Origin of the sequence: Chryseobacterium camelliae (genome assembly GCF_002770595.1) — a bacterium.
GTDB classification, from domain to species: domain Bacteria; phylum Bacteroidota; class Bacteroidia; order Flavobacteriales; family Weeksellaceae; genus Chryseobacterium; species Chryseobacterium camelliae.
Genome location: NZ_CP022986.1, coordinates 1,803,910 through 1,817,468, shown reverse-complemented (window position 1 = coordinate 1,817,468; position 13,559 = coordinate 1,803,910). Strand labels below are relative to the sequence as shown.

At 43.9% G+C, this 13,559-nt stretch carries 11 protein-coding genes; 3 read left to right on the top strand and 8 right to left on the bottom strand.

The window, feature by feature from the left end; all coding sequences use genetic code 11:
• From CGB83_RS08220 to CGB83_RS08210, 3 genes are all read left to right on the top strand, one after another.
• Positions 1 to 4,794, top strand: coding sequence for a translocation/assembly module TamB domain-containing protein (locus CGB83_RS08220; RefSeq protein ID WP_100075361.1), 4,794 nt, complete (start codon positions 1 to 3; stop codon positions 4,792 to 4,794).
• A 134-nt stretch (positions 4,795 to 4,928) separates the two neighbouring features.
• On the top strand, positions 4,929 to 5,399 hold the full coding sequence (locus CGB83_RS08215; RefSeq protein ID WP_100075360.1) for an Lrp/AsnC family transcriptional regulator: 471 nt from the start codon (positions 4,929 to 4,931) through the stop codon (positions 5,397 to 5,399).
• A 70-nt stretch (positions 5,400 to 5,469) separates the two neighbouring features.
• The gene (locus CGB83_RS08210; RefSeq protein ID WP_100075359.1) at positions 5,470 to 5,850 is read left to right on the top strand and encodes a hypothetical protein; all 381 of its coding nucleotides are present in this window, start codon (positions 5,470 to 5,472) and stop codon (positions 5,848 to 5,850) included.
• Positions 5,851 to 5,939: 89 nt separating this feature from the next.
• Here CGB83_RS08210 and CGB83_RS08205 read toward each other — a convergent pair whose 3' ends face one another.
• The 8 genes from CGB83_RS08205 to CGB83_RS08170 all read right to left on the bottom strand — a co-directional run bounded on the left by CGB83_RS08205 (position 5,940) and on the right by CGB83_RS08170 (position 13,504).
• On the bottom strand, positions 5,940 to 6,884 hold the full coding sequence (locus CGB83_RS08205; RefSeq protein ID WP_100075358.1) for a transketolase family protein: 945 nt from the start codon (positions 6,882 to 6,884) through the stop codon (positions 5,940 to 5,942).
• Between the two features lie 47 nt (positions 6,885 to 6,931).
• Positions 6,932 to 7,783 (bottom strand): transketolase, encoded by an 852-nt coding sequence (locus tag CGB83_RS08200; RefSeq protein WP_100075357.1) that lies wholly within the window; start codon positions 7,781 to 7,783, stop codon positions 6,932 to 6,934.
• Between the two features lie 182 nt (positions 7,784 to 7,965).
• On the bottom strand, positions 7,966 to 9,543 hold the full coding sequence (locus tag CGB83_RS08195) for a sodium:solute symporter (RefSeq protein WP_100075356.1): 1,578 nt from the start codon (positions 9,541 to 9,543) through the stop codon (positions 7,966 to 7,968).
• Positions 9,544 to 9,656: 113 nt separating this feature from the next.
• Complete coding sequence (locus CGB83_RS08190) at positions 9,657 to 9,944, bottom strand: GNAT family N-acetyltransferase (protein ID WP_172954691.1); 288 nt, start codon at positions 9,942 to 9,944, stop codon at positions 9,657 to 9,659.
• A gap of 1 nt (position 9,945) precedes the next feature.
• Positions 9,946 to 10,344 carry an OsmC family protein gene (locus CGB83_RS08185; RefSeq protein ID WP_100077540.1) on the bottom strand — a complete coding sequence of 133 codons (399 nt, stop codon included), beginning with the start codon at positions 10,342 to 10,344 and terminating at the stop codon, positions 9,946 to 9,948.
• Entirely contained in the window at positions 10,344 to 10,874 is a 531-nt protein-coding gene (locus tag CGB83_RS08180; protein WP_100075355.1) for an NADPH-dependent FMN reductase, read from the bottom strand. Before CGB83_RS08180 ends, CGB83_RS08185 begins: the two co-directional genes overlap by 1 nt.
• 20 nt (positions 10,875 to 10,894) lie before the next feature.
• Positions 10,895 to 11,794 (bottom strand): pirin family protein, encoded by a 900-nt coding sequence (locus tag CGB83_RS08175; protein ID WP_100075354.1) that lies wholly within the window; start codon positions 11,792 to 11,794, stop codon positions 10,895 to 10,897.
• A gap of 312 nt (positions 11,795 to 12,106) precedes the next feature.
• On the bottom strand, positions 12,107 to 13,504 hold the full coding sequence (locus CGB83_RS08170) for an MFS transporter (protein WP_100075353.1): 1,398 nt from the start codon (positions 13,502 to 13,504) through the stop codon (positions 12,107 to 12,109).
• Positions 13,505 to 13,559: the final 55 nt, after the last annotated feature.

Genomic DNA, 13,559 nt, shown 5'->3' with positions numbered 1-13,559 from the left:
ATGGCAAATTTAGAGAATAATAACGAGAATGAGAATAAAAAATCAGCAGCTGAAAACCTGGGCGACCAGGTGCAGAAAACTGTCGAAAATGTAGAGGGCAAGGTAAAAGAGACGGTAAAAGAAGCTTCCGAACTGGCCTCAGATGCCATCCTCCATCCTGTGGAAACTGCCCAGGAGTTCGGGAAGCAGGCGGCAAAAGATGTCACCAGCTATTCCTGGTGGGCAAAACTTCTCCTGATCCTGTTCTGGGTTATTCTTGGTATTGTGGCTACAGTGCTCATTGCGATCAACCTGCCGGTAACGAAGCGCTGGGCAGCTGACCAGGCACTACAGATTGTCAACAGGGATTTTAAAGCGGAAATGTCCACGGAAAGTGTGGAAGTGGACTATTTCGGGGATGTTACCATCAAAGGATTAAAAATCAAAGACTATAAAGGATACGACTTCATCAAGGCAAGGGAATTCCGGGCTAATTCCGATTGGTTTTCACTGGCCACCAATATCGGGAAGAACAATTCTCTGAGCTTCAATTCACTCACGCTGGTTAATGCCGATGTAAAAGTGATTACCTATAAGGGAGACAGCATTTCCAATTTTATCCGCTTTACCAAACTGTTTGACAGCGGCGATAAAAAGAAAAATCCTGATAAACCTCCTTTTCAGCTGAATTCCAGGGTTCAGATGATCGATTCCAAAGTCTCTATCGTCAATCTTAATTCACCAGGTGAAAAAGGGAGGTGGCTTACTGCCCAGCATGTAAACCTAAAAGCACCGAATGTTAAGGTAAACGGGGGGGATGTTTCGGCTTTAATCAATAACTTTTCTTTTGTGACGACAAGATGGGGGAAATCCCACCTTGTCGATACGTTTTCTACGGAGTTTTCCATGACGAAAGATTATCTCCTGCTGAAAGACCTGACCCTGAATACCGATCATTCACTTCTTCAGGGCAGTATCAAATTCAATCTCCATGACGGTTCATGGGCAGATTTTGCAGATAAGGTGCGATGGGATATGAACATCAAGCAGGGAAGCCAGATCAGCGGATATGATATCAGCTATTTTGTGACCAACTGGGATAACAGCAAGCCTGTAAACCTTGCCGGATCAATGACCGGTCCGTTAAATAAGTTCCATCTTGATAATTTTGTCATTTCCAATTCAAATGTGAATATTGCGACGCGTACCATGAAGGTCAACAATATCCTTAAAGGAAACTTTCTGATCGAAACCAATAATCTGTCCACGGACCTTACATACAAAGATCTTAAAGCCATGCTTCCGACATTCATCTCCACAAAAATGAAGAATTTTGCAGATGATTTCGGAAGGCTCAAATACAATGGTGCGGCGAGGGTAACTCCGCAACAGGTATATATTCCCAACGGAAACCTCATTACCGGTATCGGGCAGGCAAAAATCAGCCGTTTTTCCCTTACGGATTACAGCACTCCGATGCCGAAGTATTCGGGCTATGCCGAAGTGAAAGACCTTAATACGTCCGTGATTACCAAAAGCAAGGCGGTAGGACTTATCTCCGGAAATTTTGACCTGAACGGGCAGAGTTTTGATGTCAATACCATGCGCCTGACCACAAAATCCCGGATTTCAAGTATAGAAATCATGGATAAGGAAATCAATAACCTGTACCTGGATGGTCTGCTGGACCACAGAAAGTACAACGGGCTTATCACCGTAAATGATGAACAGGCTAAAGCCAGCGTGAAAGGACTGATTGATTTCAGTACAAAGAGGATCAATATGGATATCAATGCCGATGTTGATTATCTGAACATGAACTACTTTACCGGTAAAACAGGAAACCAGATCGTAAGCGGACAGGTAAATGGAAAAATGGCCATGTCTTCACTGAATGACCTTACCCTTGATGTGGAAGCCAATAATATCAATTTTGCCACAGCAGCCCAGAAATACAGCATTCCTAATGCAAAAATAAAAACCTTCCTCGAGGGCGGAAGCAGGGTGATTGATGTAGATGCTCCTGGGGCAGTAAACGGTAAAATCTCAGGAAGGTATAATCTGGCAGACCTTGCCGGAATGATGGAGAATGGATTAGGGAAAATCCTGGTCGGCCCGCCGCCGAGAAAACTATACCGGGGACAGAGTTTTGCCATGAATTTTGATGTTCAGCAGGGATTGGTCAGCTATTTCCTACCGGACCTGAAGCTGCCTCAGGGAGCAAAAGTAGAAGGACAGTATGACGGTAATTCCAATAACCTGATCTTGAATCTCGATGCTTCTGCCCTGCAGTACATCATGACCAAAAAAGAGGAAATTACTGAAGCTGATAAGGCACTGGCTGCCGCCAATCCTGATTATAAGATCAATAACAGAGAAGTGACCAGGGACAGCGCCATGATAGACAGTGTGATGGTGAGGATCAATACGGCGAACCTGGATGAGCAGATCTATGCCAAGGTCAGCAGAGTATTATATAATAAAAATGTAATCAAAGACCTCACGCTTAGCGGAAGGAATGACAATAATACCGTTCTCCACCTGGCCGCGAAATTCAAGCATGGCAGCCCTGAGGATGAGCTGGACGATAACCTGAAAGAATATGCCGTTAATGTCAACCAGTCAGCAAATGAAGCTGGGGATTTTGTCTTCAGGTTCGAACCTACGGAAGTAAAATTCAATGATGTGGTCTGGGCTATCGACACCAGCCCGGAACTGGACCATTCCATAACCTATAGGAAGAAAGCCGGCGATTTTGATATCCGTAACCTGAGGATTTATTCCGACAAAAGTGCCCTGTTCATCAGGGAGGCGCAATTTAAATCAGCCAAGGATTTTTACGTAGATGCGGACATTGATGATTTTGCCATTGAAAAACTCCTGGAAATGCAGTCCGGAGGCAATACCATGGATATCAAAGGACTCGCTAACGGGACGGTTAAGATCAAAATGGATAAAAGCACCATACAGCCTCTCGTAGATGTTACCATAGATGATATCATGATGAACGGCAACGATATGGGGGATATTACCATTACCGCAACCAACGGATTCTCCTTAAATGTATATGATGTGGACATCAAAGTGGCTTCCGCAGGAGTGATCGGGAATAACAACCTTCATGTGACAGGTACCGTGAATAATAATACACCGTCACCAACACTTGATTTTACGGCTGAAATGCGGGATTTCGATGTTGCTTTTGCCCAGCAGTTCGTTCAGACGATCTTTGGTAACCTCCGGGGTAAAGCGACCGGCGACCTTAAAATTGCCGGAACGCTCAGCAACCTCGATTACAGCGGTGATATTGCTCTGAAAGGCTTTGGCCTCAAACTGTTGTTTACAGGCGTCGATTATTCGTTCCAGGATACGGTAGTTCCGTTATCGAAAGGTCTTGCCATCCTGAATAATATTGAAGTCCGTGACGGAAGAACCAATTCCAAGGGAACGATATCCGGAGCCATCCAGTTTGAAACCCTTTCATCTATGGGAGTCAACCTGGTGATGAGAGCTGATAACCTGCTGGTCCTGAATACCACTCAGAAAGATTATGACCTGTTCTGGGGAAGAGTCTACGGACAGGGCGACCTGTATGTAGACGGACCTGTTTCCGGCCTCAGCCTCTCTACACCTAATATGAAGGCGCTGAACGGAAGTACCTTTACCTTCAACTCCGGATCTACATCCAATGTTGAAGAATTTAAGATGCTGAGGTTTCTAAAAGAGGGCAAGAACGGACTGGTAACCCTGGAAGAAAAGAAAAAGACCGGAGGCAATATGAATATCGACTTCAATCTCGATGTTGATAAAGGAACAACGGTAAATGTCCTGGTAGGAAACGATGTAGGAAATATTACCGTAAAAGGTGCGGCAAATAACCTGAGGTTCCAGATGAGCAGACAGGGCAGTATAGCCATGAACGGTACTTACCGGGTAGATAACGGTACTTTTATATCGCGTGCGATCCTGAATAAAACCTTCCAGATCGAAAAAGGCAGCAGCATACGCTGGGATGGTGATGCCATGAAACCTGCACTGGATATTACCGCCAATTATGTAAGGATGGTATCCAATGCAGGGGAATACCTTAACCTTGGAAGGCTGCAGCCGATCAGTATATTGCTTCAGGCCAATATTACCCAAACCCTTACCGAACCTAAGATCGACCTGAATGTGTCTGCAATGGATGTATCCAGCCAGGTAAAAGAGACGCTTGCTGCAAAAATGAGCCAGGAAGGAGAGAAAGTGTTACAGTTCGGATCCGTATTATTGTTAAATAGTTTTAACGTTTCCAACAGTGGAGGGGTAGAGGTGGATGTGGCCGGTGTGGCAGAATCATCCGGGTATAATATCCTTTTGAAACAGCTCGGATCCGTTTTGAATACCATGAGTAATGAGTTTCAGATTGACCTGAATTACGTTAAGGGAGACCAGTACTCCAATACCGGAGACCGCGCCAATGCAGGGGTAAGCTTTGCCGTATCCCCACGGATCAATGTGAAGACCGGACTGGGAATTCCGCTAACCAATACCGGAAATACGGAGGTAAACTATCTTTCCGGTGAAGGAACTATTGAGTATGACCTGTCCAAGAAAAACGACGGTAGCCTGATTCTGAGAGGGTATTCCAAGCCTTCGAACATCGGTATGGTCGCCGGTGCGGGTACTAACGGTTCTGCAAATCAGGCCTATGGCGGTGGTATTGTCTGGAGTAAAAGCTTCAATTCTTTGTTTAAAAAGAAGAAAAAAGATAAAAAAACAGCCGATGCCAAAGCGGAAATAAAAACAGATTCTGTAAAATCAAGTGCTAAATGATCGTATATTTTTAATGATTTTTATCATATGTGTTAATTATTGTTAATGTTTGATATAATTTTTTTAGTTTAATTATTTATTTTAAATTTGCAAAAAATACATTGATTTTTTAAGAAAATTGTAATTTAACTAATATGAACTATCAACTGGACGAAATAGACAAGAAAATTCTTGATTTCTTAGTAGAGAACACAAGAATGCCTTTTACTGAAATTGCCAAGCAGATGGATGTTTCTGCAGGTACTATTCACGTAAGAGTAAAAAAGATGGAAGATGCAGGCATTATTTTGGGATCATCTCTTAATATTGATTACGGTAAATTAGATTATCACTTTACCGCTTTTATAGGAATTCTTCTTACGAAATCCAACCGTACTCAGGAAGTTTTAAAAGAACTTTCTACTATTCCTAACGTTATCGAGGCAAGTGTAATCTCCGGGAAATACAATATTTTCTGCAAGGTGAGAGCCAAGAATACCGATGATGCCAAAAGAATCATCTATCAGATCGATGATATTCAGGATGTGATGAGAACGGAAAGTATGATCTCTATGGAGGAATACCTGAGTGACAAAAACAGACTGATTGATGCGATTTCAGTATAATCAAATGATAAACGAATAAATATGATGAAGAACTTATGAACATGATCATAAGTTCTTTATTTTTGTACTTATGGAAGAATACAGTTATTTTGACGAAGATCCGAAGAAAGGCTGGGGATTTATTTTAGCCTTTGCGGCACTGCTGCTGTTTACAGTGATGGGGTTCGGAATTGATCTGGATGAATATCTTCAGCACGATTACCTGAACATTCCCGGGGCTTATTTCTATATTATCTTCACCATTGATGCACTTATGGTCATCAGTCTTATTCTGATGTTTTTTTACCGCAAAATCGGGATCTTTTCATTTCCGGCACTTCTGGTGCTGCATTTCTTTATGCATAATTATTACCTATCAACCTTTCTGTATACGGATGTTACCAACCTGTTCCTGTTTACCGGATTCGGGATGCTGGCTATTATCCCTAAATGGAAATTTTTCAGATGGTAATGCAGGTTGAAATAGAGAGTAGCAAGAGTATTATTAAAATAAAAAAAGTCCCCAGAAATGAGGACTTTTGTCGTATATCAGAGCTTTGATTAAGCTAAAATTCTTTTCACAGCCTCTTTCACAGCTTCAGCATCAATCTTATACTTCTTCATCAGCTCAGCAGGCGTAGCAGATTCCCCGAAGGTATCATTCACTGCAACAAACTCCTGTCTTGTCGGCCTTTTTCTGGCGAGCATTCCGGCAACGGATTCTCCCAGCCCTCCAAGGTAGTTGTGCTCTTCGGCAGTCACGATCTTACCTGTTTTTTCTACAGATTTTAAGATGATTTCCTCATCAAGAGGCTTGATAGTGTGGATGTTGATCACCTCACATGAAATCCCTTCTTTCTCAAGCTCATCTGCTGCTACCAGGGATTCCCAAACCAGGTGCCCAGTCGCTACAATGGTTACATCAGTGCCTTCCTGAAGCATGATTCCTTTTCCGATCTCAAACGGCATATCTTCCGGGATGAAAACAGGAACTGTAGGTCTTCCGAACCTTAAATATACCGGGCCTTCATGGTCTGCAATCGCCAGGGTAGCCGCTTTCGTCTGGTTGTAATCACAAGGATTGATAACAGTCATGCCCGGAAGCATTTTCATCATCCCGATGTCTTCCAGTACCTGGTGCGTAGCACCGTCTTCCCCTAAAGTAAGACCTGCGTGTGAAGCACAGATTTTAACATTCTTATCGGAATAGGCGATCGACTGACGGATCTGGTCATATACTCTTGAGGTAGAGAAATTAGCAAAGGTTCCGGTAAAAGGAATTTTACCGGTGATGCTGAGTCCTGCAGCAATACCCATCATATTGGCTTCTGCAATCCCGATCTGGAAAAAACGCTCAGGAGCTTTTTCAATAAATTTTTCCATTTTCAGGGAACCGATAAGGTCTGCACAAAGCGCAACAACATTAGGGTTCTTATCTGCAAGCTCCGCCAATCCGGCTCCGAAGCCTGAACGGGTATCCTTTTTTTCTGTATATGTATATTTCATTTTTTTCTTGATTTATTAATGGCTGATTACTTGATGTCGTTCTCTAATTAGTAATCTGCCGGAGCTTCTAAATATAACTGTTTGAAGGCCGTGTCCAGCTGCTCATCATTAGGCGCTTTTCCGTGCCATGAGTGGCTTCCCATCATATAGTCTACCCCAAATCCCATTTCAGTATGAAGGATGATAACTACAGGCTTGTCTTTTCCGGTTTCGGTCTTCGCTTTTTCAAGGATTCCGATTACCGCTTCCATGTCATTACCGTTTTTCTCTTCCAGAACAGTCCATCCGAAAGCTTCCAGTTTCGCGTGAAGGTTACCCAGGCTTAATACATCGTCCGTATCACCGTCAATCTGGCGTCCGTTATAATCAATTGTTGCAATAACGTTGTCTACTTTTTTCGCTGCCGCAAACATCAGGGCTTCCCAGATCTGCCCTTCCTGAAGTTCACCGTCACCGTGAAGCGTATATACCAAAGAATCATCTCCGTCCAGTTTTTTGCCTAGAGCCACACCCAGAGCAACAGAAAGCCCCTGACCTAAAGATCCTGAAGCAATTCTTATCCCCGGTAAACCTTCGTGGGTAGTCGGGTGGCCCTGAAGCCTCGAATCCAGTTTTCTGAACGTTCTCAGCTCATCTACCGGAAAAAAGCCGAATCTTGCCAGTGTAGAATAGAATACCGGTGAAATGTGACCGTTGGAAAGATAAAAATGGTCTTCATTCTTGCCCTCCATCGTAAAAGGAAGGTTATACTGCATTACTTTCCCGTAAAGTGCCGTAAAATATTCCGTACAGCCTAAGCTTCCTCCTGGATGACCGGAATTTACAGCGTGAACCATTCTTAAAATGTCCCTTCTGATTTGTGTAGTAAGAGATTTTAACTCTTCGATACTTTTACTCATATATATGATTTATTTGCCTTGCGAATGTACAATTTTTTAGCGGCTTAACGAAATTTTAAAACGATATCCGTTAACCTTAATCTCTTTATTGTGCCTGATTATCATTTGATTATCCGGTTTATAGATCGTCTTATTCATCCTGGTTGCTATCCGGAATATGATAAGCTTTTTACGGCTGTGCCTTATTCAACCACTCTCAGATATGACCTGCTTTTCACCAGCCATAATCCAATGAAGGTCAGTAACCCGTTCAGGATAATCAGTTCCACACCAATGCGGTAATCGGTATACGTGGTTACTGCAGTATTGATCAGATAAGTTAATACAGGGGCTGCAATGGTTACGGCAAGGATCGCATATTTTTTTGAAATCCGGAACCGGGTAAAGATTCCGAATGCAAAAAGGCCTAACAACGGGCCATAGGTATACCCTGCGATTTCCATGATAAGATAAACGATGGATTTGTCGTTCATGGCTTTAAAAACCATGATAAGGATAAAGAAAACTACGGTAAATGTAAGATGGACTTTCATCCGGAGATGTTTCTTTTCTTTTTCAGTCTTGGTCTTATTTTCGTTAAGGTTCAGGAGGTCAACACAGTAAGAGCTGGTGACAGCGGTTAACGCTCCGTCCGCAGAAGGGAAAAGCGCCGAGATCAGCCCGATGATGAAAATAACGGATAATGCCATCGGGAAGTAGCCCTGAAGCGATAGCGCCGGAAAGAGGTCGTCTCCCATGATGTTTTTAACATTCCCTGAAGCATCCCTGAATCCGAAAACATCAGCAAAAACCTGCTTCCCTTCAACCAGAGTGGAAACCTTTGAATAGTCCGCTCCGTTCTGCAGTGCAAAAAGATACAGCAGCCCGCCTAAAAATAGGAAGGCAAGGTTTACCACGAGCAGCGTGCCGGCAAACGTCAGCATGTTCTTTTTGGAATTGTGGAGGTTATCCACCGATATGTTTTTCTGCATCATTTCCTGGTCCAGTCCCGTCATGGCGATGGTAATGAATATACCGCCCAGGATCGTTTTGAGAAAGAACGTTTTGGAATTCGGGTCTGAATTGATGAAATGCGTATAATTTTTCTGTTCCAGGATCGTGTAGGCTTCCCCGAAGGATAAATTCAGATTCGAGAGGATGTAAACAATACAGGCTACCAGGCTGATGATCATGAATGAAGTCTGCAGCGTGTCCGTGATCACGATCGTTTTAACGCCGCCTTCAAAAGTATACAGCAAAACCATCAGCAGCAGAACCATGGCCGTTACCCAGAACGGTACTCCTAATCCTTCCAGCAGGAAGATCTGCAGCACGTTCACCACCAGGTATAATCTGGCCGTTGCACCGATCGCCCTTGAAATAATAAAGAATATGGATCCTATCTTATGGGCTTCCACATTGAACCTTTTGCCCAGATATGTGTAAATGGAGGTGAGGTTCATTTTGTAATACAGCGGAAGCAGGATGGCAGCTACGATAAAGTAGCCTATAAAGAAGCCGATTACCATCATGTAATACTCAAAACCCCCGAAAATATATTCGGTTCCGGTCATTTTCCCAACCGTTCCCGGAACTGAAATGAAAGTCACCCCGCTGAGGCTGGTACCGATCATCCCGAAGGCCACGAGCCACCATTTGCTTTTTTTGTTTCCTATGAAAAACGATTGGTTATCCGAATTCCGGCTGGTAAAATAAGAAATCACCAGCAGCCCGATGAAATAGATAAAAACAAATAGCAAGAGAGTAGTTCCTGGATTCATGCTGAAAAAATAATTTCAGCAAATATAGTTTTTTTCTTTTCTGCTGAAAAAGAAAAAACCTTTCAGAACGGAGTCCTGAAAGGTTAATATATTTTAGATCTGCCGGATCAGTCTTAATTGACCATTACATCCTGCAGTTCTGCATGCTTCTGGAAGTTGGCTTTGGCAAAAGGGCAGAGCGGGATGATTTTTTTTCCGTTTTCACGGGCGTAGTTAACCGCTGCATAGAGCATTTCTTTGCCTACACCTTTTCCGTTATAGGCGTCTTCCACTTCGGTATGGTCTATAATAAAGCGGGTGTCTCCCGCCCAGGTGTACGTCATAAGCCCGGCCTGTTTGCCGTCCATAAATGCTGCGAAGCTTCCTCGCTTCTCGTCGTTGTTGTGTTGTATTTCAATCATATCATGAGAATTGGGTTAATATTTCGATATCGTTGGTCAGGATTTTGTGAACAGGGCAGGCTTCTGCAATCGTACGAAGCCTTTTGACCTGATCTGTATCAAGTTCTGAGCCATCAAAGCTGATTTGCCGTTTAAAGACCGTTCTTCTGGTGAGGGGAAAATATTCAAGGTCTACAGTGACGTTGATTTTTTCCGCGTTCCATACTTTCCTGTCAAGGTACATTCTCAGGGTCGCTGCGGTACAGCTGGCCAGGGATGCGGCCAGGATTTCAAAAGGATTCGGCCCTTTGTTCTGTCCGCCTTTATCTACAGGTTCGTCGGTGACCATCTTATTGTCGCCGGCAGTAACTTCCGTATAATACTGCGTAGTTCCTAGGCTTGCCGTTACGGTTACATTCATCATTGAATTTCATTTTTAAATGCTTGTACCTTCTCTTTGAGTTCCTTCAGCATCTCCGGATTGATGATTCCGTTTTCCAGGTCAAAATTTTCATAGAACTTCGGTAACGAAAACGTCTGTCTGATATCTGCTCCGAATTGAGGGAAGAAGGTTTTGGCCGTATTCATCACATTGCCTCCGCCGTAGCCTCCCGGAGAAGTACTCATCAGCAGCATCGGTTTATTCCGGAAAACTTTTACATCGATCCTGGAAGCCCAGTCGAAAATATTTTTAAACGCAGCGCTGTACGAGCGGTTGTGCTCGGCAAGCGAACAGATGATAGCGTCACAGGCTCCGATGGCCTGAAGAAAGCGGTGGGCTTCATCCGGGAATCCTTTCTTTTCAAGGTCTACGGAAAAAACCGGCATGGAGAAATCATTCAGGTCTATGAAATGAATTTCTTCATTCCCGAAATCCCTGAGCACAAATTTTACCAGTTCACGGTTGATAGATGTGGAAGACGTGCTTCCTGCAAAGGCAAGTATTTTCATGTATGGGTCTATGGGAATAATTACTTTCTGTTTAAAATAGATTTCGGAAGCGGTACATATTCCTCTTCGTCACCGGGTACCGGAGGGAAGGCATCATGATTCTGGTTGTGCCAGTTCACTTTGGCTTCTTCAAGGCGTTCTTTGTCTGAATTCACAAAATTCCAGAATATGAAACGTTCTTCCTCGAAAGGTTCTCCTCCAAAAAGATACACTGTGGCATTTTCACTCATCCCGAACTCGCATAGCTTGGTGTCTTTTGCGATGAGAAGCTGTCTTGATCCATAGTTGTTGCCTTCAATGTCTACCGTTCCGTCCAGGACATACATGGCCGCTTCGCCGTACAGGTCTTTTCCGATTTTGATGTTCTGTGGATCCTTCGTTTTGATTTCTATAAAGAACAGTCTGCTGTGTACGGGAACCGGGGATTTCTTTCCGAAAGCTTCTCCTGCAATCAGCTTGTAATGCACGCCGTTTTCCTCCCATTCCGGCAGTTCTTCAGCCTCGGTATGATGAAAGGTAGGTTCGCTTTGCTCCAGGTGTTTTGGCAGTCCTACCCAGATCTGGAATCCATGCAGCTTTTTATCGGTTTCCCTTAAATATTCAGGCGTTCTTTCGGAATGTACAACCCCTTTGCCGGCCGTCATCCAGTTAACGGCACCCGGCTGGATCTCTATTGCGCTGCCGATGCTGTCGCGGTGAAAAATAGACCCTTCCAGAAGGTAGGTCAGGGTGGAGAGTCCGATATGCGGGTGAGGCGGGACATCCAGGTTCTGGTAGTCCTTCAGTTCAGCCGGGCCCATGTGGTCAATAAATACAAAAGGACCTACCGCCCTTTTTTCGCGGAAAGGCAGAAGCCTGCCTACCAGAAAGTTTCCTATATCTGCCGCTTTTTCTTCAATGATCAGTCCGATATTTGACATAATAACTTATATTTTTCTTGATTCTGTTAATTTAATCATTCTTTTTTAAATGAACCATCCGGAAGCAATTTTCAGCAAAATAATTGATCAGTAGAAAGCGTCTTCACCGTTAATCACTGCATATGAACTTTTTCCATGATAACGGAACATATGATCATGCCAAATGGCCATCATTGCGCTTCCGAATATAATGCAAATATAGGCCGGAATATGATCATGGACATTGATGTGTGTTAACTAGGATTTTCTGCCTAAGAAAGTTCAGGCAATATCTTCTAACAAAGTATTATCATGAAGTGGAGTAGGAGCTTTTTATTTTGACTGCATGTTTTTGCCGTCCGAGATATGCAGCCTTCTGAATACAAATCCGGATAAGATCGTCAGCAAACCTACAGTAAGGAAAGTATACCGGAATGCATTATGGATTTCTCCTCCGATAAGGTCTGAATTCTGGAAGATTTTCAGGACTATCAGTCCGAATGCGATCCCGAATCCAACCGCAAGCTGCTGGTTAACAGAAAGGAGCGAGTTACCGCTGCTTGTCTGGAAGTTTCTCAGGTCTGCAATGGAAATGGTATTCATGGAGGTAAACTGAATGGAATTGAAAAATCCTAAAATCGCAATAATCGGGACGAACCAATACAAAGAGCTGTGGATATTCGGAATAGCCAGCAAGCAGATCAGGGTGCCGATAATGAAAGTATTGACCATCAAAGTCTGCCGGTATCCGTATCTGTTGAGGATTTTAATCACCGAGGATTTTCCGAAAATAGCCGTTAGCGCCATTGGCGCCACAATCCATCCTGAGGTTACAGCCGACTGTCCGTAAGCAATCTGAATCATCAGCGGTAAGAGCAGCGGCACGGAACTGATTCCCAGCCTTGTGGCCAGGTTTCCGACAACGCCTACCCGGAATGTCCGTACCTGGAAAAGGTTCAGCGGAAAAATAGGGCTTGCATCCTTCTTGGCGTGTTTATAATAATAGTACAGGAAAAGAAATCCGAGGATAAAGACCAGTAATACCGGCGTGATATTCTGGATGTCCCCGAAAAGTTCCAGCGAAACGGAAAGCAGTAGGGACGCTGCTGCAAAGATGAGAAAGCCTTTAAGGTCAAAATCCACATCTTTAGACCTGTAATCCGGCATGTATTTCGCTCCCAGGACCATCCCTAAGAGTCCTATCGGAATGTTGATCAGGAATATCCAGTGCCAGGAAAGGTAATCTACCATATATCCGCCGACCAATGGACCGAGAACCGGACCGATTAGCGCCGGGATAATAGCGAAATTCATCGCTTTCAGCAGTTCGTTTTTATCAAACGTCTTAATGAGCGCCAGCTTTCCTACCGGTGTCATCAGGCTGCCTCCCACGCCCTGCAGGACGCGGGAAATCACCAGGTGGGTCAGGTTCTGGGATAGTGCGCAGAACAGTGATCCGAGGCTGAACAGGACCAATGAGACAATGAAGACCTTCCTCGTTCCGAAACGGTCTGCCAGGAATCCGCTGGCAGGCATGAAGACGGCCAGCGTCAGCACATAACTGATGATGGCATTCTGCATGTTGAGCGGCGATTCCTGTAAATCCCTGGCTATGGAAGGCAGGGAGGTATTCAGGATAGTAGAATCCAGCATCTGCATGAATATGGCAGTGGCCAGAATAAGGGGAAGAATTTTCTTTACGGAATTGGGTTGTTGTATTACCTCTGACATTGTTAACCGGCTTGGAATCTGGTAACAGATTGATTGCTCAAAACGCTTCAAGAAT

What these genes read in the sequence shown, in the direction of transcription:
- CGB83_RS08220 (WP_100075361.1), top strand. Translation starts at nt 1, where the DNA reads ATGGCAAATTTAGAGAATAATAACGAGAATGAGAATAAAAAATCAGCA.
- CGB83_RS08215 (WP_100075360.1), top strand. Translation starts at nt 4,929, where the DNA reads ATGAACTATCAACTGGACGAAATAGACAAGAAAATTCTTGATTTCTTA.
- CGB83_RS08210 (WP_100075359.1), top strand. Translation starts at nt 5,470, where the DNA reads ATGGAAGAATACAGTTATTTTGACGAAGATCCGAAGAAAGGCTGGGGA.
- CGB83_RS08205 (WP_100075358.1), bottom strand. Translation starts at nt 6,884, where the DNA reads ATGAAATATACATATACAGAAAAAAAGGATACCCGTTCAGGCTTCGGA.
- CGB83_RS08200 (WP_100075357.1), bottom strand. Translation starts at nt 7,783, where the DNA reads ATGAGTAAAAGTATCGAAGAGTTAAAATCTCTTACTACACAAATCAGA.
- CGB83_RS08195 (WP_100075356.1), bottom strand. Translation starts at nt 9,543, where the DNA reads ATGAATCCAGGAACTACTCTCTTGCTATTTGTTTTTATCTATTTCATC.
- CGB83_RS08190 (WP_172954691.1), bottom strand. Translation starts at nt 9,944, where the DNA reads ATGATTGAAATACAACACAACAACGACGAGAAGCGAGGAAGCTTCGCA.
- CGB83_RS08185 (WP_100077540.1), bottom strand. Translation starts at nt 10,344, where the DNA reads ATGAATGTAACCGTAACGGCAAGCCTAGGAACTACGCAGTATTATACG.
- CGB83_RS08180 (WP_100075355.1), bottom strand. Translation starts at nt 10,874, where the DNA reads ATGAAAATACTTGCCTTTGCAGGAAGCACGTCTTCCACATCTATCAAC.
- CGB83_RS08175 (WP_100075354.1), bottom strand. Translation starts at nt 11,794, where the DNA reads ATGTCAAATATCGGACTGATCATTGAAGAAAAAGCGGCAGATATAGGA.
- CGB83_RS08170 (WP_100075353.1), bottom strand. Translation starts at nt 13,504, where the DNA reads ATGTCAGAGGTAATACAACAACCCAATTCCGTAAAGAAAATTCTTCCC.